Source organism: Oscillospiraceae bacterium (assembly GCA_022483045.1).
Lineage (GTDB): Bacteria > Bacillota > Clostridia > Oscillospirales > Acutalibacteraceae > Caproicibacterium.
Genome location: JAKVOA010000001.1, coordinates 1,656,438 through 1,681,535, shown reverse-complemented (window position 1 = coordinate 1,681,535; position 25,098 = coordinate 1,656,438). Strand labels below are relative to the sequence as shown.

Annotated in this window: 17 protein-coding genes; 10 read left to right on the top strand and 7 right to left on the bottom strand. The window is 53.3% G+C overall.

Annotated elements, in window-relative coordinates:
- Positions 1-233 precede the first annotated feature (233 nt).
- The 4 genes from LKE53_08010 (at position 234) to LKE53_07995 (ending at position 5,539) form a co-directional block, all read left to right on the top strand.
- Positions 234-1,697 carry a carbon starvation protein A gene (locus LKE53_08010; protein MCH3972689.1) on the top strand — a complete coding sequence of 488 codons (1,464 nt, stop codon included), beginning with the start codon at positions 234-236 and terminating at the stop codon, positions 1,695-1,697.
- A 98-nt stretch (positions 1,698-1,795) separates the two neighbouring features.
- Positions 1,796-2,806 carry an ATPase P gene (locus LKE53_08005; GenBank protein ID MCH3972688.1) on the top strand — a complete coding sequence of 337 codons (1,011 nt, stop codon included), beginning with the start codon at positions 1,796-1,798 and terminating at the stop codon, positions 2,804-2,806.
- Between the two features lie 61 nt (positions 2,807-2,867).
- Positions 2,868-3,782: a MoxR family ATPase gene (locus tag LKE53_08000; GenBank protein ID MCH3972687.1), complete on the top strand. Its 915-nt coding sequence runs from the start codon at positions 2,868-2,870 to the stop codon at positions 3,780-3,782.
- Positions 3,783-3,787: 5 nt separating this feature from the next.
- Positions 3,788-5,539, top strand: a complete 1,752-nt coding sequence (locus tag LKE53_07995) for a hypothetical protein (GenBank protein MCH3972686.1) — start codon at positions 3,788-3,790, stop codon at positions 5,537-5,539.
- Positions 5,540-5,627: 88 nt separating this feature from the next.
- Here LKE53_07995 and spoVAD read toward each other — a convergent pair whose 3' ends face one another.
- The 5 genes from spoVAD to LKE53_07970 all read right to left on the bottom strand — a co-directional run bounded on the left by spoVAD (position 5,628) and on the right by LKE53_07970 (position 11,810).
- Positions 5,628-6,653: a stage V sporulation protein AD gene (spoVAD, locus tag LKE53_07990; protein MCH3972685.1), complete on the bottom strand. Its 1,026-nt coding sequence runs from the start codon at positions 6,651-6,653 to the stop codon at positions 5,628-5,630.
- Between the two features lie 20 nt (positions 6,654-6,673).
- Complete coding sequence (gene spoVAC, locus LKE53_07985; GenBank protein MCH3972684.1) at positions 6,674-7,111, bottom strand: stage V sporulation protein AC; 438 nt, start codon at positions 7,109-7,111, stop codon at positions 6,674-6,676.
- A gap of 62 nt (positions 7,112-7,173) precedes the next feature.
- Entirely contained in the window at positions 7,174-9,141 is a 1,968-nt protein-coding gene (locus LKE53_07980) for an NAD(+) synthase (protein MCH3972683.1), read from the bottom strand.
- 144 nt (positions 9,142-9,285) lie between these two features.
- Complete coding sequence (locus tag LKE53_07975; GenBank protein ID MCH3972682.1) at positions 9,286-10,257, bottom strand: glycosyltransferase; 972 nt, start codon at positions 10,255-10,257, stop codon at positions 9,286-9,288.
- Positions 10,258-10,388: 131 nt separating this feature from the next.
- A complete protein-coding gene (locus LKE53_07970) occupies positions 10,389-11,810 on the bottom strand; it encodes a VanW family protein (GenBank protein MCH3972681.1) in 1,422 nt (473 codons plus the stop codon).
- Positions 11,811-12,049: 239 nt separating this feature from the next.
- Here LKE53_07970 and LKE53_07965 point away from each other — a divergent pair, with 239 nt between their 5' ends.
- From LKE53_07965 to LKE53_07940, 6 genes are all read left to right on the top strand, one after another.
- Positions 12,050-13,183 carry a galactosyldiacylglycerol synthase gene (locus LKE53_07965; protein ID MCH3972680.1) on the top strand — a complete coding sequence of 378 codons (1,134 nt, stop codon included), beginning with the start codon at positions 12,050-12,052 and terminating at the stop codon, positions 13,181-13,183.
- Positions 13,184-13,279: 96 nt separating this feature from the next.
- Complete coding sequence (locus tag LKE53_07960; GenBank protein ID MCH3972679.1) at positions 13,280-14,413, top strand: cysteine desulfurase; 1,134 nt, start codon at positions 13,280-13,282, stop codon at positions 14,411-14,413.
- A 37-nt stretch (positions 14,414-14,450) separates the two neighbouring features.
- On the top strand, positions 14,451-15,629 hold the full coding sequence (gene thiI, locus LKE53_07955) for a tRNA 4-thiouridine(8) synthase ThiI (protein MCH3972678.1): 1,179 nt from the start codon (positions 14,451-14,453) through the stop codon (positions 15,627-15,629).
- Positions 15,630-15,670: 41 nt separating this feature from the next.
- Positions 15,671-16,927, top strand: a complete 1,257-nt coding sequence (locus tag LKE53_07950; protein MCH3972677.1) for a competence/damage-inducible protein A — start codon at positions 15,671-15,673, stop codon at positions 16,925-16,927.
- A 29-nt stretch (positions 16,928-16,956) separates the two neighbouring features.
- On the top strand, positions 16,957-17,433 hold the full coding sequence (locus LKE53_07945) for a hypothetical protein (GenBank protein ID MCH3972676.1): 477 nt from the start codon (positions 16,957-16,959) through the stop codon (positions 17,431-17,433).
- A complete protein-coding gene (locus LKE53_07940) occupies positions 17,430-19,301 on the top strand; it encodes a beta-lactamase family protein (protein ID MCH3972675.1) in 1,872 nt (623 codons plus the stop codon). The genes LKE53_07945 and LKE53_07940 overlap by 4 nt, the downstream gene beginning before the upstream one ends.
- 195 nt (positions 19,302-19,496) lie before the next feature.
- Here the strand turns inward: LKE53_07940 and LKE53_07935 are convergent, their stop codons facing one another.
- Together LKE53_07935 and nifJ are read right to left on the bottom strand one after the other, a co-directional pair.
- Positions 19,497-21,200, bottom strand: coding sequence for a trypsin-like peptidase domain-containing protein (locus LKE53_07935; protein ID MCH3972674.1), 1,704 nt, complete (start codon positions 21,198-21,200; stop codon positions 19,497-19,499).
- A gap of 318 nt (positions 21,201-21,518) precedes the next feature.
- Complete coding sequence (nifJ, locus tag LKE53_07930; GenBank protein ID MCH3972673.1) at positions 21,519-25,067, bottom strand: pyruvate:ferredoxin (flavodoxin) oxidoreductase; 3,549 nt, start codon at positions 25,065-25,067, stop codon at positions 21,519-21,521.
- Between the last annotated feature and the right edge of the window lie 31 nt (positions 25,068-25,098).

Sequence of the window (25,098 nt, the reverse complement as noted above, 5' to 3'; positions counted from 1 at the left end):
CGGCCTGTTTCCAAAATACAGGAATAAATCGAGAGGCTGGCAGGGTTTCCAACAAGTTTTATGCAAAATACACTAAAATATGCGGGGCGAATCTGGCAGTTATTTAGCTAGAATAGATAAATTTATTCTGCTAAAATAATAATATAGGAAGTGGTAGAGGAACCATGGCGCGCGTGGGAAATCTATCAAATATACATGAGAGATGTAAGAGATAAGAGAAAGGTCGATTGGAAATGATTAGCTTCCTAATATGCTTGGCTATTCTGATCGGCGGCTATTTCACTTATGGCAAAGTAGTGGAAAAGACGTTTGGTCCGGATGACCGTGAGACACCTGCGGTAAAAATCAACGATGGCATTGATTATGTGGTTATGCCGCAGTGGAAACTGTTCTTGGTTCAGCTGCTGAATATCGCAGGACTTGGGCCTATCTTTGGTGCACTGCAGGGCGCCCTTTGGGGCCCGGTGGTTTTCCTGTGGATTACATTTGGCACAGTGTTCGCCGGCGGCGTACACGACTATTTTTCTGGCATGCTCAGCGAGCGCAACGATGGCGCCTCTATTTCCGAGGTAACCGGCATTTACCTTGGCGGTGCTATGAAAAACGTCATGCGTGTTTTCTCTGTTGTGCTGCTGGTCATGGTTGGCACCGTGTTTGCAGTTGGCCCGGCAGGCCTGATTGTCACGCTGTTTAAGAGCGGCAATATCGGCGGCATTTGGGCAAACAAAACTTTTTGGCTTGCAATTATCCTGTTCTATTACTTTATTGCAACATTCCTTTCCATTGATAAGATTATCGGCAAAATCTATCCGCTTTTTGGTATCTGCCTGATCGTCATGGCAGTTGGCGTGTGCCTCGGTATTTTCACCCATTCCGAGTATAACATCCCCGAAATCTGGAGCCATTTCTACAACATGCACCCGAAGCAGACCCCAATCTGGAGCGTTATGTTCATTACCGTGGCCTGCGGTGCAATTTCTGGCTTCCACTCCACGCAGTCCCCGCTGATGGCGCGCTGCATGAAGAGTGAAAAACAGGGCCGCTTCGTATTTTATGGCGCAATGGTCAGTGAGGGCATTATCGCCCTGATTTGGGCCGCTGCCGGCTGTGCAATTTACAAAGTTACCGGTGGACTCAATACAGGCCTTGAGGCTGCTTTGGCAAATGGACAGTCCGCTGCAATTTACGACGTGTGCATTAAGACAATGGGCACTGTCGGTGTTATCCTTGCTATGCTGGGCGTTATTGCCTGCCCCATCACTTCCGGCGATACAGCGTTCCGCTCCGCTCGTCTGACCATTGCAGACTGGTTCCATATTGACCAGAAGAGCTATGTAAAACGCCTTGCCCTTTGTGTTCCGCTGCTGGTGGCCGGCGCCCTGATCAGCCAGTTGGATTACACTGTTGTATGGCGTTATTTCAGCTGGACCAACCAGACCCTGGCTATGATCGTTTTGTGGGCAGCTGCCATGTACCTCTTCTACGAAAAGAAGAATTACTGGATCGCTGCAGTACCTGCAACCTTTATGAGCGCGGTTTCTTCTACATATTTTGTGTATGCAAAGGAATGCCTCAATTTGGGCACAGCGGTGGCTTACCCAGTGGGCATTATCGTTGCGGCTCTGTTCCTCGGTATTTTCCTGTTCACGATTAAAAAGCGTGACGTACATCCGGATTACGAAACGCTGAAGAAATAGCTGCAGAAGCAGAAACTTTCTGTGTCTGTACAACAGGGACCACTGCGGTGCAGCGGTCCCTGTTGCTGGTTCCGGGGTATTTTAAGGAGGAATGTCAAATGTTTTTTAAACCTTCCGCGCTGAGCAGAATGAGGCTGGACGATGCTGCTTTGCGGGCAGATAAAAAGAGCTGTAAAAAGTATGGTCCTTGTGGTGTTGGGCAAAAGGCGCTGTACTTGAGCAGCATGTTTCTCAGCCGCCGCTTTTACGTCCCGATTTCTGCAGTAAAGCGTGTCTATAAAAAGATTGCTATGAGCAAAGGCGGCTTTTCCGGTCAGGGTGCTTTTGGCACCATTCCCTATATTGTAGTGGAATATGACAACGGAAACAAGATAGAGTGCACTTTTAAGTTTGAAAAGAATGTGGACTTGATGCTTGCCGCGGTGCAGCGCGATCACCCAGAGATAAAGACAATGTCTGCTCAGGCAGAGAAAAATCTGAAAAGGGCCAAAGCAGAGGAAAAAGCGCGGTTGAAAACAGACTTGTCCCCCGAGGCAGTGCAGTCGATCGAGCAGATTAAGCGGGCACGCAAATACCTGGAAAAGCGCCCCGAACTTTCCAAAAAGCTTTCTACTGCGAGCAAGGCAAAGCGCGTAAACAGCAATGCGAGACCCTCTTACAAATGGGTGGCGATCGCCGTCACGTTTGCCGGTATTGTTGCGGCCGCCTATGGAGTATACGAAATGATTACAAAAAAGGGCTCTTTGGGCATTTACTTTACGCTGATCGGGCTTGCATTTGTATTTATGTTTGCGGGTATCTGTATCAAGCCGACCGCACACCGCAATCAGCGTGAAGTAGATGCCGACCTGCAAAAGGCGCGCAGTGATATGGAGGCCTACCTGCACGATTTTCAAGACTTTCCGCTGCCTGCCCGCTATGCGCACCCGGCCGCTCTCACCAGAATGATCCGCAGTATCGAAGAGGGCCGCGCAGAGAACATTGCACAGGCGTATGAAGACCTGAAAAAGGGACTGAAAGCGCTCAACTCCAGCGTGCAGGTAAGCCAGCAGGAATACGACGAAGTTGTCGCAATAAAACCCATGTTTTTGGTGGAGGATTATCGCTAAAAGCTGTTTGGCAGGCGCTGTGCAAACAACAGGACCGGCAAAAGCAAAAGGGGAGAGCACATTGTACGAATTTCTGGAAGAAGAACACATCGACAGCGGCATTATCGGGGGAATCAAGGCATTTTGTGCGGCACACCCGGTGCCGCCGCAGCTGCAGAGCCGTGTTCCGCACCCGCGGTATCCCTATTACGGTAAAGAAATCTGGGAAGCCGCCGCGTCAGCATTGCTCTGCGGGGAAAACCTGCTGCTTGTTGGCAGCAAGGCGACTGGTAAAAATGTCTTGGCAGAAAATCTTGCTATGGTGTTTTCCAGACCCGCGTGGAACGTTTCTTTTCATATCAATATGGATGCTTCTGCCCTGATTGGAATGGATACCTTTGAGGGTGGTGAAGTCCGCTTTCGCCCGGGGCCCATTTACCAGTGCGCCCGCAGCGGTGGTTTTGGGGTGTTGGATGAAATCAATATGGCAAAGAACGAGGCACTGGCAGTGTTGCACTCTGCGCTGGATTTTCGCCGTGCAATCGATGTGCCAGGCTACGACCAAATTGAAATGGACGCCGCGACACGCTTTATTGCAACCATGAACTACGGCTATGCCGGTACGCGCGAGCTAAACGAGGCGCTGGCGTCACGTTTTGTAGTGCTGCAGATGCCGCCAATTTCCGGCGAGCACCTGCAAAAGCTGCTGCACCGAGAATTTCCGGCACTTCGGCAAAAAGCAGCTGAGCAGTTTTCTGCGTTGTTTTTAGATCTGCAGAAAAAGTGCGCGAGTGCCGAGATTTCCTCAAAAGCACTGGACCTGCGCGGCCTGCTTTCTGCGGTGCGCCTGATGCAGCAGGGGCTTGAGGCCAACCAAGCACTTGACATGGGCATTACCAACAAAGTCTTTGACGGTTACGAGCGGGGGCTGGTCCGTGATGTGATTGCAGCCCGTGTGCCTGCCCATTTGACGCGCAGCCGCCTGTTTTCGGATTAACAGATATGAATATACAAACTTACAGCACACAGCAGCGGCGTGCGCTCAATCAGATTTGGACCGCTGCAGGCGATTATCATTTTGAGCCGCAGTTTCTGGCCTTGGATTCTGGCGGAAAACCAAATTTTTATATGAATTGTATTGTAGGGCTGGTACACAAATGGTATGGGGAAATAATGCCCAAAGCGCTGTTTGCCGCATGGGCAGGCGATGTGCGGCAGGCACAGTTTGATGATTTGGCGTGGCTTGCCCTGGAAAATGCCGCCTACGAGCGCGAGCTGCCTTTTCGCCCGGTCCTGAAAGAACTGCGCGCTGCACATGCAAAGGACTTTTTTGCGCAGGAATATCAGCTTTCTCGTCAACAGTGGATGGCAAAAAATCAGTTGGTCTATGCGCTGCAGGCAGCGCGATGGCGGCGTGTGCTGGGACAACACCTGCCGGTGCTGTCTGTGCGAAACAAAAAACTGGACGCGGCCCTTGCCTGCAGCGGTGCACTGAGCGGGCCGGCTTTGTCGGCAGAAATCCTAAAAATTTTCCGTGAAAATCTTGGCTTCAGCGGCACGCCCCGCGTGCGTGCGCCCTTTAAGCTGCATTTCAGCGAAAAATGGGTGTCCCTGCTGACAAAGCTTCTGCCTACAGAAATGGTGCGTACCGATAAACTGACTGTTAACCGTTCTGCAGCAGCAGAAGAGGGCGGCGCGGCGCATACGGCCAGTGCCCTGCGCGCAAAGCTCAATCTGCAGGAAAATGCACAGACAGATAAAAAGTATATTGAAGACTGCTTTGGGCGTTCGCTTTACCCGCCAAAGGAGCTGGCAGCGGTCGAGCAGCAGCTCTGCACAGGCAATCACCTCGGCTGTCACCTGTGGTTTACGGACGGTGTCCCTGCAAAGGGTGTCTGCCGCAGCGGGGAGTCAGAGCGTTTGGCAGAGCAGGCGGCCTTACAGGAACAGCGCAACAGAAAAGCCTATGAGAAAGCTGTCGATGTCAACCGCGGGGCAATCGTTCGCCTGGCCGGTCAAATTCGCAACTACATGCTGCTGCAGCAGCAGCCGGAAGAAGTGGCGGCGCGCTGCGGGCGCCTAAACAGCAGCCGCGTCTGGCGTGAACCGCTGCTGCGGGACGAGCGGGTGTTTTTGCGCCGTGAAGCGGAAGAATACCCCGGCTTTTCGGTAGACCTGATGCTTGATGCTTCCGCTTCACGGCTGCACTGTCAAGAATTGATTGCGGCGCAGGGGTATATTTTGGCCGAAAGTCTTCGTCTCTGCGGCATTTCCGTGCAGGTAAGTAGCTTTTGCAGCCTGCGTGGCTATACGGTCCTTCGGGTACTAAAACCATACCAGGACAAAAGCGCAGATCGGAACATTTTTCGCTACTTTGCAGCCGGCTGGAACCGCGACGGTCTTGCTTTGCGTGCGGCGGGGGAATTGATGAAAAGTGGGCCTGAGCAAAAGCACCTGCTTTTGCTTTTGACGGACGCAAACCCAAACGACAGCCACAGGGTGCCGCCCGGGGAAAAGTTCCCGCTCAGCCGCGACTATGGCGGGGAGCTGGGGGTCGCGGATGCAGCTGCAGAGGTCAGTGCCCTGCGCGGAAAAGGAATTCGCACGGCTGCAATTTTCATGGGCGAAAACAGCAGCGCGCCGGCGGCAAAAACAATTTTTGGCAGAGATATGGTGCGCATTCGCCGCATGGATCAGCTTGCGGTAGCCGCAGGCCGCCTAATCTGCGCGGAAATTTTGGAGCTTGGCGGCTGATGCAGTCCTTCTGTACAAAATTGTATAATCGCACCATAAAAAACTTCGGAGCCTTTTGCTGGTTCCGAAGCTTTTTTGTATGGCATGACTATTCTTTTGGCGGCACATCGCTGTGCAGATGCACCAGGTGCGCAATGCCGATAATATCCTCTCCCTGCTGCAGCGCAGTGGGGGACATCAGCGCGCCCGTGGCCAAAAACAGCACATCGTGCAGAATACCCTGCTCCATCTGCTGCAGGATATACCCGCACACAACCGAGGCGCTGCACCCGCAGCCGGAGCCGCCAGCATGGACATCCTGCTTTTTGCGGTCGTAAATCATCAGACCACAGTCATTGTGAGTCGTCTCCGCATCCCATCCGGCTTTGCGCAGCAGCTGCCGCAGCAGCTGACTGCCGACATAGCCCAAGTCACCCGTCAAAATCAGGTCAAATGCAGCGGGGGTACGCTCAGTGTCGGTCAGGTAGTCGGTCAGGGTTCGTGCGGCTGCCGGTGCCATAGCAGCCCCCATGTTGTTTGCATCGTTTACCCCCAGGTCGGTCATGCGGCCAAAGGTGACTTCCTTGATAGAAACCGCCGCCGGCTGGCTGCCCATAATGACAGCGCCTGCGCCTGTCACTGTCCATTGGGCGGTCGGTGTGCGCTGGCCGCCGTACTCCAGCGGAAAGCGGTACTGCCGCTCTGCAGTACAGAAGTGGCTGCTTGTCACGGCTGCGGCGTTTTCTGCCGCGCCGCAGCCGACAAATACAGAGGCAAGTCCCATGCTTTGTGCCATGTTTGAGCACGCGCCGTACTGTCCCAGAAAAGGAATATCCAGGTCTTTTAAACCGTAGGTAGAGGAAATACACTGATTGAGCAGGTCGCCGGCAAACATAATCTGTACTTGGGCGGGGTCAAGGCCCGCCCGGTGCAGCGCCGTTTTCAGCGCTTCTGTCTGCAGCTTTTCTTCGGCTTTTTCCCACGTGTCCTGCCCCAGGGTGGTGTCATCATGCACGCCGTCGAAATATGCGGCGAGCGGCCCCTCGGCTTCTTTTTTTCCGGCAAATGAACCCCTGCCGCGCACATAGGCGGGTGGGTCAAGGCGCAGAGTGTGGTTTCCAATTCGCTGTATCATACTTTCCGCTCCTTTCTTTCCTAACGGAACAGGTACAGAATCAGTCCGTAGAGCACACTGGCGGTGGTGCCGTAAACCAGTACCGGACCGGCTACCGTAAACATCTTTGCGCCGATGCCCAGCACCAGTCCCTCACTTTTGTACTCCATGGCGGGCGAAACAATGCTGTTAGCAAAGCCGGTAATCGGTACAATCGTGCCCGCGCCGGCGTGTTTTGCGAGTTTGTCGTAAATGCGCAGTGCAGTCAGCAGTGCCGAAAGACCAATCAGTGTAATGGAAACCCAGGCAGAGGCCGCTGTCAAACTCAGCCCTGCTGCTCGGTACAGGTCGCACAGCCACTGTCCCAGTGCGCAGATGGCACCGCCCACGCCGAAAGCCCACAGGCAGTCGACAAAAAGGTTGCTGCCGGGCGAAGCTTTTTCGTACATGGATTGATACTGCTTTTGGGAAATCTGCATACAAAAGGCCCCCTTTGGCAGTATCTTTTCCAAAGGGGGCCGTGCTTATACAAAAAGGAAGATTACTCTGAAACAGCGGTCGCCAGCGAATTCAGCTCGTCCAGCCAAAGGCGGGCGCTGGCATCGCTTGGCATACGCCAGTCACCGCGCGGTGAAAGCGTAATGGTGCCGACCTTGGGGCCGTCCGGCAGGCAGCTGCGCTTAAATTGCTGATGGAAAAAGCGCCTGTAAAAAGTCTTGAGCCAGCGGAAAATTTCGGCCGGCGGGTAGCTGCCCGCAAAGGTGTCACAGGCCATTCGGTAAATCTTTGCCGGTGAAAACCCAAAGCGCAGCATATAGAAAAGAAAGTAGTCGTGCAGTTCGTACGGGCCGACCACTTCTTCAGTCTTTTGGGCAATCTCGCCGTCTTTGGGCGGCAGCAGCTCTGGGCTGACCGGAGTGTCTAGTACGTCCAGCAAAATACTGCCGATTTCCCCGCCAAAAGCTCCCGCCGCGTAGCGCACCAGGTGCCGTACCAGTGTTTTGGGGATAGAGGAATTTACGCCGTACATGCTCATATGGTCGCCATTATAGGTGGCCCAGCCCAGTGCCAGCTCAGAAAGGTCGCCGGTGCCAATGACAAGGCCATTTGTCTGGTTTGCGATATCCATTAAAATCTGCGTGCGCTCGCGCGCTTGACTGTTTTCATAGGTGACGTCCTGCACAGCCTCGTCGTGGCCGATGTCAGCAAAGTGCTGATGCACCGCCGCGCCGATTGGTACTTCACGGAAAGCAGCACCCAGTGCGCGCGAAAGACCTTCTGCATTGCCTTTGGTACGCCCGGTAGTGCCAAAACCCGGCATTGAGACCGCCGTAATGCCGCTGCGTGGCAGCCCCAGCAGGTCAAAAGCACGTGCGGTGACCAGCAGTGCCAAGGTAGAGTCAAGCCCGCCGGAAATACCGATGACGGCAGAATGAATGCCTGTGTGCTTTAAGCGGGTTTTCAGGCCGTTTGCCTGCAGGGAAAGAATGCACTCGCAGCGCTTTGCCAGGTCGGCAGAATCTTCCGGTACAAAGGGCATACGCGGAAAGCGCCGCTGTATTTGCTGCCGGTCAAAAGCATAGGCAAATGAAAAGGAAACCACTGCGCCGGGCGCCGGGCCGTTTTGCCAGGTGGTTGTGCGGCGGCGTTCCTGCAAAAGGCGTTCAAGGTCAGTGTCGGCTGCAGTAATGCCGCTCTGGAACAGGGGGGTGTCAGCCAGTACAGTGCCACCCTCGGCAATCAGGTTGTGTGCGGCAAAGACCAGGTCAGTAGTGGATTCTCCCTCACCGGCGTCCGCGTAAACGTATGTGCAGTACAGGCGGGCACTCTGCCCACGCACCAGGTCACGGCGGTAGGCGGCTTTGCCGATTACCTCGTCACTTGCTGAGGCATTGAGCAGCAGCGTGGCACCTGCCTGTGCCATGGCAATGCTCGGCGGTGCGGGGACCCACAGGTCTTCGCATATTTCCACCCCGGCAACAAGCTCTGGCAGCTCTTTGCAGGCGTACAGAATACCGTACCCAAGAAGCGTTTCCTGGCCGGCAAAGGTCATGTGCAGGGGGGCGTCTGGTGCAGAAGAAAACCATCGCTGCTCATAAAATTCACTGTAATTCGGCAGATAACGCTTTGCCGTTAACCCCAGCAGGCGCCCGCCGCAGCAAACGGCGGCGCAGTTGTAAAGGGAGGCACCGCACGGGACTGGCACCCCCACAGCAAACAGAAGGGGCAGCTCGGCGGTTTCCTGCAGCAGCCAGGCCAGTGCATCTTCTGCGGCTTTCTGCAGGGTGCGGTCATGAAATAAATCGCCGCAGGTGTAGCCGGTTAGGCACAGCTCTGGAAATACAGCTGCGCCCACATTGCGTGCTGCACAGGCTTTTGCCTGCTCAAGCACGGCGGCCGCGTTTGTTTTGCAGTCAGCTACCCGAATGACCGGGGTGACTGCCGCGGTGCGGAAAAAGCCATCTGCCGGCATCTTCTGTGCGCTGTCTGTACTTTGCTCATTCTCCATATAGGGGAAGCCTCCTTTATAACAAAAAGAAAAGCAGCTACAGCCTGCGGAAAAACCGCACAGCGGCAGCTGCCTGTTTTGTCGCAGCAGTAGTTTAACCGATTCCTGGTATTTCATTTTTAAATCTGTATATAAAAATGAAATTTAATGTGCCAGGCCTTTTTTACGCGAAAAGGCCGGCAGACGTTTTAAAACATCTGAGAAGCGAAAATCTTCTTTGCAGCACAGCGCAATGGCCCGCCGCACAAACTGCATGTCAGCCAAGTAGCTGTGCATATCCTTTTGCCGCAAATGCATTTTCGCGACATAATAATAGCAGTTGTTGCGGGTCTTGCGTGCGAGGCGGTGGTAGCTTTCACGGTATTTTTCGTACTGGCCGCCTTTTTGCAGGGCATCGCGAATCATAGCGATCGCCCGGATATAATCAGTCACTTTTTTGGGGCTGATAGAGCCCAAAGTGCTGTCTTTATGCAGATTGTAAAAGTAAAGCGGGTCATCAATAATAGCGACCCGGTGGGCAGCGGCAAAAATCAAGTGCAGCACCGCCAAATCCTCAAAACACATATTGGGGAAATGCACGTCAGACTTTATAAACAGCTCACGCCGGTACATTTTGCACCATAAAAAAGACTGAATCAGCACATCGCGCAGCAACATATTCAGCGAATCCTCGGTGTTATAGACGCCGCGGCAGCGGAAAGGATACTCGTAGAGCACGTCGTTGCAGATAATATGCCAATAATAGTAGCAGCAGGAAATATCCGCGTGGTTCAGTACACAGGCGCGGTAGAGCAGCTCCAGATAATTGCTGGCAACATAGTCGTCGCCGTCGACAAAGCAGATGTACTCGCCGCGTGCAGCTTTTAGGCCGGCTGTACGTGCCGCAGAAACACCTGTATTTGGCTGGTCAATGATATGTATGCGGCTGTCTGCCGCCGCATACTGCTGCAGCACGCGCAGGGAGTTGTCGGTGGAGCCGTCATTGATTGTAATTACTTCATAGGGTACAGAAATGGTCTGATGGGTCAGCGTGTTTAAGCACTGCCCAATGTATTTGCCGACATTATATACGGGCACAATTACACTAATTTTTGGGTTTTCCATTAAGTCAGACACGCATTCGCCGCCTCCCTTTCTGTATTTCTCTTTGTTCACATGGAATTTTACAGAGATACACTTATTGTACTGATTTTCTTTTGAAAGTCAAGCGGTTTTCCTGTTTTTTGGGAATAGAAACGGCAGCTGCTTTAGCCAGAGGTTTTGCTGGAGGCGGAACTGCTGGCAGAGGATGATTTTTTGCTTGATGTCGTGCTTTGGCTGGAAGTTGCCTTACTGCTGGAAGAAGATGACTTTTTGCTGGAAGACGGGCTTGTCGTTGTAGAAGTTTTCGGCGGATAATAGGAGCTGGGCATTTTTTCCGTGCGCACAACACTGCCGTTTTTGTAAAAAGTCCGGCTGCAAGAAGCATAGCGGCCGGTTTCTATGGTGCCACTGGTCAGCTGCGAAGAGACCTCAATAGTATCCCAGCTGCTGTCTTTATAGCCGTAAATAGTGCAGTACATGGTGCGTCCCTCAGCGCCGCTGCTGATATACATGGGGTAATCAGTGGGGTTGCCAAATTGAAAGTCGAGGTCCGGGTGAGAGACCGTTGCGTCCTGTCCAATCGGCACATAGGAAGAGGGGCTGGAGTGCGGGCTGCGCTCCACGATGGTGCAGTTCGAGCGCATGGCCGCGCCGTAAATTGTGGTGCTGCCCTGGCAGATGCCGCCACCGTAAGACTGCACTGCTTTGCCGTTTTCCAGGGCAGTTGCCAGCTTGTAGCCATCCTCTTCTCCAGCGCCGCCAATCGTGCCCAGATAAGAGAAAGTGCCGTGTGCTGCAACAACCGTGCCGTTCACGGTGCGCAGGGCCTTTGCCATATTGTAGGTGCCGTTTTCCGTATTGACCGATTCTGTCGTAAAACTGCCAAGCTTTACGATGTTTTTGCGCAAGTCGGAAACCGTGTGTTCGCAGTCGACTTCTGTTGTCTGAATCTTCAGAGTGGCAGTGTCACTTTCTGTCATTGCTTTCACGACCGACTGCAGCAGAGCATCATTTTCCACCTTTACGCCAGGGGTGCCCTCTTTAAAGGAAAAGCTGCTGCCGTCAAAGGAACTGATGGTCGGCTCTTTTGCACTGCAGTTGATGGAAGAAGTCAATTCCTTTAGTTTTGTATTTAAAGAAGTTTGGTCAATCGTCGGGGTGAGCGTATAGGTCTTTTGCGCACTTTGTGCAGAAGAGGCGGAACTGCTGGAGACAGTGCTCTTCATTGCTTTCTGCAGGACCTCATTGACGTTATATGTAATAGAAAGGTCTTTTCCGCTCAGGGTGTAGGTCTTGCTGCTGTAGGTTAAGGTGTAGCTGCGCGCTTGGTCTTTTTTCTCTAAATGCGTAATAACTGCGTTGCGCGCTTTGGTCATGGTCATGCCTTTCAGCGAAACACCGGAGACGGTCACATCGCCAAAGACGGGTTCCTGCGCGACGCTGCTGGAAGAAACAGCGGTCTTTGGCACATTCTTTGCAATCAAGACGCCGCCAGCTACCGCAGCAGCCACAGCAGCCACTGCGATTACCGCAATCACCGCCTGCTTTTTTCCTTTTCCAGGTTTCTTTTCGCTGTATCTGTACATAAAGTTCCTCCATAGTTGTCTGTTGCGGGCGGAAAGAACGGCCGCGACCATATTTATCCTTCTATTATATCGGTTTTTCTATACCTTGTAAAGGACGACCTGAGCCAAAGGCAAAACGAAAATGCGGCAGGCAAAATACAATCGGCACAGATTATCCATAGAAAAATGAGCAGCAATATGCTATACTGAAAAGTAGCTGACAGAATAAGCCCCTACATTACCAGAAAGAAGGAGCAAAAGTGAAGATCCTGATTTTAACAGCAGCAACAGGCGGCGGCCACAAGCGCGCTGCACATGCGATTGAGTCATATATTACAGAGCTTTCGGCTGGAAATCAAGTGGTGGTGCTGGATGCTCTGCAGAAAGTCGGCCCTATGCTCAACCATACCTGTTGTGATGGTTACCGCCTTTTATGCAAACATGCGCCAAAGGCCTTTGGCCGGTTGTACCGCAAAACCAATAAAGAATCCACAATGCAGGGAATGATGTTCCGCATCAATTACCAGCACAGCGGCCGGCTGGCACATGCAATTTACGACGTGCAGCCGGATGTGATTTTAAGTACGCACCCGTTTGCAACCGAGATGGTCTCTCGTATGAAAGCCAAGGGCTACCGGGTACCGCTGATTTGCCTGATGACTGACTATGGCCCCCACCAGGCATGGATTGCCCCCCATGTTGATGCCTATGTTGTCAGCAATGAAGACATGGTGCCGCAGATGGAGGAGATGGGTGTACCACCCGAAATCGTGTTCCCTTACGGGATTCCAGTAACCGGTGTCTTCTTCCAAAAAAGCGACAAGGCCGCTCTGCGAAAAGGCTTTGACCTTGCACCGGAAAAAACGACCATTTTGTTTATGGCGGGTTCTTTCGGGGTAACGGGTATTATCGGCATTTATGAGGACCTGTGCCAGCTGGATATGGATTTTCAGGTCATTGTGATTACGGGCAGAAACATGCGCCTGTACAATGAATTTGAAAAAATTGTACCCGAAAGCAGCAAAACAACCCGCCTGATTTACTTTACGGATAAAGTGGCAGACTATATGCACGCAAGCGACCTGCTGATTACCAAGCCCGGCGGCCTGACCGTCAGCGAGGCACTGGCAAGCGACCTGCCACTTGCTGTTTTTGACGCCATTCCCGGCCAGGAAGAGGACAACGCCGCTTTCCTGCAGAACCACCACATGGCAGTAAAGCTGGATAAGCACGAAGACGCTGCCCAGGTGATTGCCAAACTGCTCGAAGACCCACAGAAACTTACGGATATGCGGCACGCCTGCGAAACATTTGATAAAAGCAAAGCCGCCCAAAATATTTTTATGCTGATGCAGCATTTGTATGACCGGTATCATACACAGCCGGCAGAATAACGGCTGTGTCCTATTTGGCGCTTCCGCATTTTTTTGTGGGGCGTCATTTCTGCAAAGGCCCGCCGATGGCGGGCGTGAAAAAGTGAGGTTTTCTTTTTGCAGCAAGTTTATCTGGATAATTCTTCTACAACGCGCGTTTGCAAAGAAGCTGCAGACGCTGCACTTTCCGCCATGACAGAGACTTTCGGGAATCCGTCTTCCCTGCACGCGTTGGGCTTTGCCGCCGAGCGCGCCCGCGAAAAAGCAAGGGAACAGGTGGCGGCAGCGCTTTCTGTAAAACCGGAGGAAATCACCTTTACTTCCGGCGGAACAGAGAGCAACAACCTTGCCGTTTTCGGTGCGGCAGAGGCCCGCTGCCGGCGTGGAAAGCATATTGTCACCACAAAAATTGAGCACCCCAGTGTACTGGTACCGATGCAGCAGCTTGAACAGCGGGGCTTTTCTGTCACGTATCTTGAGCCGGACAGTACCGGCCATATTGACCCACAGCAGCTTTACCGCGCGGTTACGCCCGACACCATTTTAGTTAGTATGATGGCTGTAAATAATGAAGTGGGCAGTATCTTGCCCATTGATGATGCGCGTGCAGCTATCGACCGCGCCAAAGCACCTGCCCTGCTGCATATTGACGCCGTACAGGCTTTCGGCAAACTGCCGTTGCGCCCCGGACGCCGCGGGGTTGACCTGATGACAGTCAGTTCACACAAGATTCACGGCCCCAAGGGCGTGGGCGCTTTGTATGTGCGCCGCGGCGTGCATATCTTGCCGCATACCTTTGGCGGCGGACAGGAAAAAGACCTGCGCCCCGGTACTGAGCCGATGCCGGCTATCTGCGGCTTTGGTGCCGCGTGTGCGGCACTGCCGGAAGTACATGCCGAGCGGGAAAAAATTGCGGCACTCAACGCCTATCTGCGTGCAGAGCTTGCAAAAATGCCGGAAGTGACGATTAACAGCGCTGAGGACGCACTGCCCTATGTACTCAACCTTTCTGCTGGCCGGGTCAAAGCGCAGACCATGCTCAATTACCTTTCCGAGCAGGGGGTCTATGTTTCTTCCGGTTCGGCGTGTTCACGGGGGGCCGAAAGCCATGTCCTTACAGCCATGGGCCTGGCGAAAGAACGCATTGATGCGGCCCTGCGGGTAAGTTTCAGCCGCTACAACACGAAAGAGGACTGTGACGCATTTCTTGCTGCTCTGCGGCAGGGACTGAAAACCCTGCAGAAAGTATGAAGCAATTAAAATTTAAGAAGAATGGAATACCTATATTATGAAAGAAATAATCTTGATAAAGCTCGGCGAGCTGGTCCTAAAGGGCCTTAACCGCCGTGTCTTTGAGGATACACTGCTGAAAAACCTGCGCCGCCGCCTTGCGCCCGTGGGCAATTTCGAGGTCCGTTCCCGCCAGTCGGCTCTGTCGGTTGTGCCGCAGGACGAGGCAGCTGACCTTGATGAAGCGATGGACCGCGTGGGCCACGTCTTTGGCATAGCCACCTATGTGCGTGCCTGTGTTGCGCCCAAAGATCTGCAGAAAATTGAGGCAGCCGGTGCAGAGTACCTGCGCCGTGACCTGACAGCGGCAAAAACTTTTAAGGTTGAGGCGAAACGCGCTGATAAAAAGTTTCCAATCCGTTCGCCGCAGATCTGCGCTGAGATGGGCGGTTACCTGCTGGAGCAGTTTCCACACTTAAAAGTAGATGTGCATCATCCGGACGTCACCGTTTATGTAGAAGTGCGCGATTTCGGTGCCTATGTGCACAGCAATCCCAAGCGCGGAGCCGGCGGCATTCCGGTGGGCACTGGCGGCAAGGCGGCGCTGCTTATCAGCGGCGGCATTGACAGCCCTGTCGCTGCGTGGCAGATGGCCCGCCGCGGTGTAGAGCTGACCGCTGTCCATTTTGCCAGTCCACCATATACCAGCGAGCGCGCCGAGCAGAAAGTGGTGGACCTTTTAACACAGGTCAGCAGCTATGCCGGGCGCATTTCCATGTTTACGGTGCCATTTGCCCATGTGCAGGAGGAAATCCGCGACAAGTGCCCGGAAGATTTGTTTACTCTGCTAATGCGCCGTTTTATGATGCGTGTTTCGCAGAAAATCGCAGAAAAAGAGGGCTGCCTTGCGCTGATTACCGGCGAGAGCCTGGGGCAGGTCGCAAGCCAGACTTTGCAGGCAATCTGTTGTACGGACGCATGTGTTTCCATGCCGGTATTTCGGCCGCTGATTGGCTCTGATAAAGCTGAAATTGTTGACACTGCACGCAGAATCGGTACTTTTGATATTTCTATAGAACCTTACGAGGACTGCTGCACGGTCTTTACGCCGAAACATCCCTGCACCCGCCCGCATGTTGAGGCGCTGGTGCGTGCCGAGCAGCTGCTGGATGTGGATACTTTGGTAGCGGACTGCGTACAGAACGCTTCCCTGCGCATTATTCAGCCGCGGGCGTAAGCCTTTTTGCATTCTATATATTTTTGAAAAGAGGGAAAAGCATGGAAGCTGAAATCATCAGCGTAGGCACCGAGCTGCTTTTGGGCCAGGTGGTCAATTCTGATACCGCCTATGTCGCTAGCGAGCTTGCCAAAATGGGCTTTGGGGTGCGCTATACCTGTGTAGTCGGGGATAACTCCGGCCGCTTGGCAGAAACACTGAAAAACGCCCTTGCGCATAGCGATATTGTCGTGGCAACCGGCGGCCTTGGCCCGACAGAGGACGACCTGACAAAACAGACCTGCGCTGCAGCGTCCGGGAAAAAGCTGGTGCGCGACGAAGATACCTGCCGCCGTCTTGCAGTGTATTTTCACGGGCGCACTTGCAGCAAAAGCCAGATGAATCAGGCCATGCTGCCAGAGGGCTGCACCATTTTTCCAAATGACCATGGCACCGCACCGGGCTGCGGCTTTACAACCGATAACGGCAAAGTGCTGATTATGCTGCCCGGCCCCCCGCGTGAGCTGGTACCTATGCTGCAGAATTACGCGATACCGTATCTTTCACAGTGGGCAGACGGCGTGATTGCCAGTACAAAAATCCGTGCATTCGGCATTGGTGAGGGTGCAGCGGCGGAAAAAATAGACGATTTGGTACAGGGAGCCAACCCCACAGCGGCCACGTATGCGCTGGAAGATGAAATGTATGTACGGGTTACTGCAAAAGCAAAAACTGAAGCAGAGGCGCAGGCGCTGTGCCGCCCTCTGGCTGATGAAGTGCGCGCCCGCCTGGGCGACTATGTGTATGGCACCGATGTCGACAGCCTAGAGGTCGTGGTGGTGCGCGAATTGCAGAAGCAGGGAAAGCTGCTGGCAACAGCGGAAAGCTGTACAGGCGGTATGCTGGCCGAGCGTATTACAGATATTTCGGGTGCTTCACAGGTGTTCCACATGGGCCTTGTGACCTACTCGAATGAAGTGAAATCTTTGCTGCTGGGCGTACCGGCGCAGCTGCTTGCAGAAAAAGGTGCAGTCTGCCCCGAAACAGCGGCCGCTATGGCGCAGGGCGTGCGCAAAAAAGCACACGCCGATTTCGGCATTGGCATTACCGGTGTTGCCGGGCCAAAGACCAGTGAGGGCAAACCGGTTGGATATATCCTGATTGCCCTGGACGACGGTGAGCACACTTACCTGCGCACCATGACCGGCGAGGGCGGCCGCAAAGAGCGCAATTACCTGCGCCACCGCGCGGCCAGCAACGCGCTGGATTTGCTGCGGCGCCGTCTTTTCGGGCTGCCGATGGGCAGTCCGATTGGATAAAAGCTATAAAAGGATGGAGGTCAGATGCAATGGAAGCAGCCGTGCTGTACTGCGGTGCACGCCGCACAGCGTATTGTCAGGAACTGCTGGAGGGCAGCGGCTTTCAGCTGGCGGAAATCTGCGTGGCAGAAAAAGACCAGGAACTGCCCTGCTTAGGCAGACTGCTGCAAAAGAATAAGCTTGTGCTGATTCTTGGTCCTGCGCGCAGCGGACAGCCGGCATTCTGTCAGCCGATTTTTAAGGCGCTGCATGTGCCGATGCTGGAAGGAAGCCCCCAGGGTGTCTTGACCCTGCAGGCAGAGGACTGCACCGGCTGGCTGGTGGAAAGCCGAGAGCAGGCTGTGGCGCTTTTGCCGGACCACCCGGTGTATCTTGCCCAGCTGCTGCCGCAGCTTTGGCTGCGCCTTCGCCGCAAATTTGACCTTCAGCAGCCAAAGGCAGGGAAACCTGCCCCCAACTACACCAAACTGGTAGACAGCGCGTTCACTGGAAAGGAGCAGCTATGATTGTAGATTTTGTTGCCCAGATGAAGACCATGAACCTGATGATGAGTATTTTGCAGGGCAATCCAGAGCGCTGCATGCCTTATCCTTTTGTTCCATATACGGAAAAGCCTTTGGCAGACCGTTCTTTGTACGGCCTGCCAACCAGCACACCGGAAGTGCAGGGGGTAGAGAGCGCCTGGCTTAACGGATACTTTACCGCTCTGCGCGAATGCACAAGCCTTCATCTGCACAGTATTGCGGTGCTGCGCCATGGACATTTGATTGCTGAGGGCAGCTTTAAGCCCTATACGGCGGCCTTTCCGCACATGCAGTTTTCTGCAGCAAAGAGTGTTGTCGGTATGGCAGTGGGTATGGCGGTCAATGAGGGCCTTTTATCTGTAGATGACAAACTGATGCGCTTTTTTCCAGACGATCGCAGCTTGTTTTCGGGTCAGCGCCTTGCCGACGTGACCATTCGCAACCTGCTGCAGATGACAGCCGGGGTCAAGTACAATGAACTGTTCAGTGTGACCGACCGCGACTGGGTGCGCGGCTACCTTTCCTCTGACTGTGCATTTGAGCCGGGCACGGATTTTTATTATAACAGTATGAATACCTACATGCTTTCAGCGGTGCTGCACCGCCTGACGGGCATTTCTTTGGTTGATTACCTGATGCCGCGCCTGTTTGCGCCTATGCGTATTCCGCGCCCGCGGTGGGAAACCTGCCCAATGGGCATTGAAAAGGGCGGCTGGGGGCTTTACCTGCGCTCCATTGATATGGCAAAGCTGGGTCAGCTCTATCTGCAGAAAGGTTTGTGGCATACCGAAAAGGGTGACCGCCAGTTGGTGCCGCAGCAGTGGGTAGAGGACAGCACCCATAACATGGTTAGCACCAACGGAACTTCACGCGATGAGGGCTACGGTTATCAGCTGTGGAGCCTGCCGATGAAAGACGCATACCAGTACAGCGGTCTGTTTGGTCAGCATGTGTTTATTCTGCCGCACTTGGATGCGGTTGTCGCCATGACCGGCGGCAGCCAGACTTTTGTTGCTGATGAGGCAACTACCATTACGGAAAAATATTTTGCTGAGGGCGCTGAGGGCTTTCACGATGAGCCACTGCCCAATAACCTGCATGCGCTGCGCAAGCTGAAAGATATGTTGACGCATTTATATGCGCAAAAAGAAACCATGCCGCCGCAGCCCGCTAAAAAGCCTTTCGCGCGTTTTCAGCCGCCCGCTCAGCCGCCGCAGACCGTACCGCAAAAAGCTTTGCCGCTGGATGGCACCCGCTATCAGCTGCACAGCGGTTATGGTACTATTATGCCGCAGACGCTGAAAGTCTGTGTCAATAATTTCCCGCCGACAATCCGTGCTGTTTCCTTTAACTTTACGCCGGGTATGTGCCATATTGGCATGCTCTGTGGGAAAGAGAAGGTGACTTTAACTGCCGGGCTGGAAAATGAGCCGTTTCGCAGTGAGCTGACTTTTAATGGTGAAACATACCCGGTCGGCTGTTCTGCCCGCCTCACGGCAGATGAAGATGACCGCCCTGTACTGAAACTGTTTATCGCGTTTTTATCGACACCGTTTACACGGATCATGAAATTCGTTTTTTGTGATGACCTGCAAAATCTGCTGGTGCGCTTTGATGAGCAGCCGAGTATCAAGGAATCGAATGAAATGCTGCTGGGTCTGATGAATGGTGGCAGCGGCAGTGAGCAGCAGAAGCGCATGGAGGTGGCCGCACAGGAAAAGATGCGTCCGCGCTTAAAAGAGCTTTCTCTGCCCAAGATGCACGGAATCCGCCTGCATGCAAAGGAAGAACCTACCGCAGAGATGCCCGCTCAAAAAACCGGGACGGAAGAAATGCCCGGTCAGATGTAAGCACTTTTTACAGAATCGAAAAGCAAACGGCCTGCCAAGCGGTAAAGCTTTGGCGGGCCGTTTTTGTATATGCTTTAGGAATCACCGGCCTTTTTGGAGCCGGTGATTCCTAAAGCGGAAAGGCCGCCCGAAAACCGGGCGGCCTTTCCAGAGAGAGGAGAAATTTATGAAAAATAACTTGTAAGCAAATTTGGATTAAGAGCTCTTGCCGGTCTGTGCAATCAGCTTTACCGTTACGGTGCTGCTCTTGCCGGTCTGCAGACTGACCAAGGTAAGCTTTACGGTTTGACCGGCCTTCTTCTTAGAAATAACCGTTGTGATAGTTCCACTGGAGGTTACCGTGGTGTCGTCAATCTTAGTGATGATGTCGCCCACTGCGACCCCTGCTTTTGTCAGCTCAGAGTTCGTGATCTTTTGAATCACAAATCCGGTGCTGGAAATGCCGTAGATGCGAGCAGTTACAGAATCAATCATGCGGCCGCTGATACCCAGTACAGCGCGGTCTTTTACATAGCCGTACTGCTTCAAGCTGGTGATAATGGGCTGCGCGTCATTGATCGGAATGGCAAACCCAAGTCCCTCTGCTGAGGTGCCGCCCACCTGGGTCAGTTTGCTGGAGTTGATGCCTATGACCTGGCCATACATATTCACCAGCGCGCCGCCGGAGTTGCCGGGGTTAATGGCCGCGTCGGTCTGGATACATTCGCGGCTGTAGCCGGTGTCACTGTCGGTAATGGTGCGGTTTAGAGCGGATACGTTGCCAAAGGTTGCACTGGAGACCAGTTCACTGCCGCCGGGGTTGCCGATTGCGACCACTTCATCGCCAATTTTCAGGCTGCTGCTGTCACCAAACTCTGCAGCGGTCAGGCCGGTGGCACTGATTTTAATCAGTGCCAGGTCTGTTACAGAATCGCTGCCGATCAGCTTAGCTTCATAGCTCTTGTTGTTGCTGAGCACTACTTTCAGTGCGGTGGCACTCTCTACCACATGAGCGTTGGTCATAATATAACCGTCGCTGCTGATGATGACGCCGGAACCTTCGCTGGCGGGGGAGATGCTGTCGCTTTCTGAGCTGGAGCTGGAACTGGAGCTTGTAGTGCCGCCGTCGTTTCCGTTTCCATTCTCATTTCCGTTGCTGCCGCCGAAGAAAGAGGTGTCGTCATAGGTACTGCCACTGGAGGTGCTTGAGGTGCCGCTGGAAGTGCCATCGTTGGTGCCAGAATAGTTCAATCCGTTTGAGGTGTTCTGGTAATTCTGCACCAATACAACACTGGGAATGACCTTGCTGCACACTTGCTGTTTTGTCAGCAGTTTAGTGCTGGTGCTGCTGGAAGTGGAAGAAGTACTGGAACTGTCGATTAGTTTGGTAATCGTAAACGCTGAGCCGCTGGTGCTGGCTGTGCCAAAAGTGATGGTGCCATTGTTTACCAGCGTTACGAAAACGCCGATGGAGCAGGCCGAAACAACGAAGCAGATAACAATTACAGAAACGACCCGCAGCCATGTCGGTGTTTTTCTGTCCTTCTTCTGTTTATTTCGGCTGCGGCGGGGCGGTTTTTGCCCCGGGTCGCGGTACTGCGGCGGCTCCCAAGTGGTCTGGTGCCATACTGGCTCCCCTTGCTGCTGATAGTTGCCGCCGGAGGGATCATTGTAGCCCCCCTGCTGCTGATTTGTGCCATAAGGGGAGGAATTATTACTCTGCCCATAAGAAGAGCCGGCGTCGCTGCTTTGACCATAAGGGGAAGAGTATCCCTCACTGTCCGAGTAGTCATTGTCTGTGGGTACATGGCCGGAGTGGTAGCTGGTTCCGTCCCAGGTGGTTCCGCCTTCCGTATTAGCATTGGCAGAATCATTGTTGTTATTCATATAATCATTGCTGTTGTTTTGATCATCATTCATTGCTGCTCATTCCTTTCCCAAAGGGACGCCTATGTATCCCTGCCTTCTGACTCATATTATGTTCAAAGTATGTGAATACTGCGTGACGAATATTATAAAAATTGATGATAGAATCAAAAAATTATAAATTCCTCAAAATTTGACAAAAAACCGCCCCGCTTGTCAGTAGACAAACGGGGCGGAAAAACTTTTTAATGGGTTTTATACGTGGTGCAGTACCTGAAAATCAGATTTTGCACAGCGCTTCTGCAAACTCTTGTCAGCCCAACAGGCGGGAAGAGAATACAGAAAAGAACAGTAATCTTTCGTAAAGAAAAATTACTTGTACAGATCGACCAGCTTGGTCAGGTGATCGTAGCGGTCCTCTGCAGCCTGCTGGTTGCGCGCAAACAGATCCTTTGCACGCTCCGGGAATGCACGGCTCAAGCGGCTGTAGCGGGTCTCGTTGGACAGGAAGGCCTGATACTTGGAGCTGTCGCCAGCCTTTGAGGTCAGGGTGAATGGGTTCTTGCCCTGTGCCTTCAGAGACGGATTGAAAGTGTACAGGTTCCAGTAACCAGCCTGAACAGCCTTCTTCATCTCGTTCTGGCAGTTGGTCAAGCCGCCCTTAACACCGTGCAGTTCGCAAGGAGCATAGCCGATGATGAGGGACGGGCCCGGATAAGCCTCTGCCTCGGCAATAGCCTTGACAGCCTGTGCCGGGTTAGCACCCAAAGCGATCTGTGCAACATAGATGTAGCCGTATGTCATGCACATTTCGGAAAGGCTCTTCTTCTTCATTTCCTTGCCGGAAGCAGCAAACTGGCAAACTTCGCCGATGTTGGAAGCCTTAGATGCCTGTCCGCCGGTGTTGGAGTACATCTCAGTATCAAAGACCAAGACATTGACGTTTTCGCCAGAAGCCAAAACATGATCCAGTCCGCCGTAACCAATATCGTAAGCCCAGCCATCGCCGCCGAAGATCCAGAAGGACTTCTTTGCGATGTACTGCTTATTCTTCAGAATTTCCTTAGAGGTTTCGCAGCCAGCAGCGGCGGTCTTCTCCAGCTCTGCAATCAAAGCCTTTGCAGGTGCGTCGTTTGCCTTTGTGTTGTCCTTTGTATCCATGAAGTCTTTATAAGCAGCCTTCATTTCAGCAGAGGCCTTGTCAGAAGTAGCAACTTCTGTAATGCGCTTAATCAGGTTCTCACGAACCGTCTTTACGCCGATTTCCATGCCCAGACCGTGCTCGGCGTTGTCCTCAAACAAGGAGTTAACCCATGCGGGGCCGTGACCGGAGTCTTTGTTGACGGTGTAAGGAGAAATGGAAGCGGTGCCGCCCCAGATAGAGGAGCAGCCGGTGGCGTTGGAAATGTACATCTTCTCGCCAAACAGCTGAGTAACAAGGCGTGCGTAAGAGGTCTCGGCGCAGCCTGCGCAGGAGCCAGAGAACTCCAGCAGCGGCTGGTTGAACTGAGAACCGATAACGGTGTCGTCGCCAAATTTGCTCGGCTTCTTGGAAACGTTTGCGACGCAGTAGTCAAAGACTTCCTGCTGTGCAGCCTGGCTAGCCTGCGGCTTCATGGTGATAGCGCCGGTCGGGCAGACAGTAACACATTCGCCGCAGCCCATGCAGTCCAGAGGAGAAACTGCCATGACAAACTTGTACTCGTTTGCGGGCTTGTTGTCGCGGCTGCTGGTCTGCTTCGGTGCAGCGGCCAGTTCATCAGCGGTCAGCTCAAACGGACGAATTGTCGCATGAGAGCAGACGAAAGAACACTGGTTGCAACCGACACACTTGGCAGCATCCCACTCAGGCACATTGACAGCAGTACCGCGCTTCTCGTAAGCAGAAGCGCCCTGCTCCCATTCACCGTTTGCATTTGCAACAAAAGCGGAAACAGGCAGAGAGTCGCCGTCCATGCGGGCGATAGGCTCCATGATGTTGCGTACCTGCTTGATCAGCTCCGGGCGGCCTTTCAGCTGCTTCGGTGCCGGGTCAGCTTCCGGATTAGACCAAGAAGCAGGAACGTCGACCTTATGCACAGCGTCAACACCGGCATCAATGGCCTTCCAGTTCATCTCAACAACGTTCTGGCCCTTCTTGCCATAGGACTTCTGAGCGGCCTGCTTCATAAACTTGACAGCGTCGTCAATAGGCATGACGTTGGCGAGCTTAAAGAATGCGGACTGCAGAATGGTGTTGGTGCGCTTGCCCATGCCAATTTCAATTGCCTTGTCGATAGCATTGATGGTGTACAGCTGAATCTTGTTGTCAGCGATATACTTCTTTGCTTCGGCATTGAGGTGCTTAGCCAGATCGTCGTCAGACCACTGGCAGTTAATCATAAAGACACCGCCCGGCTTGACGTCCTGCACCATCTTCATGCCCTGATTGACATAAGACGGGTTGTGGCACGCAACAAAGTCGGCCTGGCTGATGTAATAGGGGCTGTGAATCGGGTTGTCACCAAAGCGCAGGTGGCTGATAGTTACGCCGCCGGTCTTTTTGGAGTCATACTGGAAGTAAGCCTGAACATACTTATCAGTATGGTCACCGATAATCTTAACAGAGTTCTTGTTTGCGCCAACAGTACCGTCGCCGCCAAGACCCCAGAACTTGCACTCTTTGGTACCAGGAGCAGAAGTAATCGGGGCGGGCTTTGCTTCCGGCAGAGAGAGATTGGTCACATCGTCGACAATGCCCAGAGTGAAGCGCGGACGCGGTGCGGCTTTTGCAAGCTCAGTGTATACGGCAAAGATAGAGGACGGCGGGGTGTCTTTGCTGCCCAGGCCGTAGCGGCCGCCGCTAACGACGATGTCGTTGAGGCCAGCTTCACGCAGAGTGGCAATAACATCCAGGTACAGCGGCTCGCCCAAAGAACCAGGCTCTTTGGTGCGGTCGAGTACGGCGATCTTCTTAGCTGTCTTAGGCAGAACCTTCAGCAGAGCGGAGGAAACCCAAGGACGATACAGGCGAACTTTGATGATACCGACTTTTTCACCCTTAGCGGTCAGGTAGTCAATGACTTCGTCGGCTACATCGCAGATGGAGCCCATTGCAATCATGACACGGTCGGCATCCGGTGCGCCATAGTAGTTAAACAGGTCGTAGTCGGTGCCCAGTTTTTCATTGATCTTGCCCATGTACTTTTTAACGACAGCCGGCAGAGCGTTGTACGTAGAGTTGCAGGCTTCACGATGCTGGAAGAAAACATCGCCGTTTTCATGGGAACCGCGCATCTTCGGGTGCTCAGGATTCAGAGCAGCCTTGCGGAAAGCATCGATTGCATCCATGTCGCACATGTCTTTCAGGTCTTCGTAATCCCATTTCTTAATCTTCTGCTGTTCATGGGAAGTACGGAAGCCGTCGAAGAAGTTGATGAACGGCACATGGCCCTCAATAGCAGCCAGATGTGCAACAGGGGACAGGTCCATAACTTCCTGTACGGAACCCTCAGCCAGCATAGCACAACCGGTCTGGCGGCATGCCATAACATCGCTGTGGTCACCGAAGATGTTCAGGGACTGGGTAGCAACTGTACGTGCTGCTACGTCAATAACGCAGGGCAGCTGCTCGGCAGCGATTTTGTACAGGTTCGGGATCATCAACAGCAGGCCCTGAGAAGCGGTGAAGGTGTTTGTAATAGCACCGGTACCAAGAGAACCGTGCACGGCACCTGAAGCGCCCGCCTCAGACTCCATCTCGACAACCTTAACCTGGTTGCCAAAGATGTTTTCCCGGCCGGCAGCAGACCACTGGTCGATCGTATCTGCCATGGGAGAGGATGGGGTAATTGGGTAGATGGCAGCTACGTCTGTATAGGCGTATGCTACATGAGCAGCAGCAGTGTTGCCATCCATGGTTTGTTTCTTTCTGGAATCCATGATAAATAATTCCTCCTTTTGGAAATTATTG

Coding starts and splice junctions, on each gene's coding strand:
- thiI (MCH3972678.1), top strand. CDS start 14,451: ATGAAAGAAATAATCTTGATAAAGCTCGGCGAGCTGGTCCTAAAGGGC.
- LKE53_07950 (MCH3972677.1), top strand. CDS start 15,671: ATGGAAGCTGAAATCATCAGCGTAGGCACCGAGCTGCTTTTGGGCCAG.
- spoVAC (MCH3972684.1), bottom strand. CDS start 7,111: ATGCAGATTTCCCAAAAGCAGTATCAATCCATGTACGAAAAAGCTTCG.
- LKE53_08005 (MCH3972688.1), top strand. CDS start 1,796: ATGTTTTTTAAACCTTCCGCGCTGAGCAGAATGAGGCTGGACGATGCT.
- LKE53_07970 (MCH3972681.1), bottom strand. CDS start 11,810: ATGTACAGATACAGCGAAAAGAAACCTGGAAAAGGAAAAAAGCAGGCG.
- LKE53_07980 (MCH3972683.1), bottom strand. CDS start 9,141: ATGGAGAATGAGCAAAGTACAGACAGCGCACAGAAGATGCCGGCAGAT.
- LKE53_08010 (MCH3972689.1), top strand. CDS start 234: ATGATTAGCTTCCTAATATGCTTGGCTATTCTGATCGGCGGCTATTTC.
- LKE53_07935 (MCH3972674.1), bottom strand. CDS start 21,200: ATGAATGATGATCAAAACAACAGCAATGATTATATGAATAACAACAAT.
- nifJ (MCH3972673.1), bottom strand. CDS start 25,067: ATGGATTCCAGAAAGAAACAAACCATGGATGGCAACACTGCTGCTGCT.
- LKE53_07995 (MCH3972686.1), top strand. CDS start 3,788: ATGAATATACAAACTTACAGCACACAGCAGCGGCGTGCGCTCAATCAG.
- LKE53_07945 (MCH3972676.1), top strand. CDS start 16,957: ATGGAAGCAGCCGTGCTGTACTGCGGTGCACGCCGCACAGCGTATTGT.
- LKE53_07940 (MCH3972675.1), top strand. CDS start 17,430: ATGATTGTAGATTTTGTTGCCCAGATGAAGACCATGAACCTGATGATG.
- spoVAD (MCH3972685.1), bottom strand. CDS start 6,653: ATGATACAGCGAATTGGAAACCACACTCTGCGCCTTGACCCACCCGCC.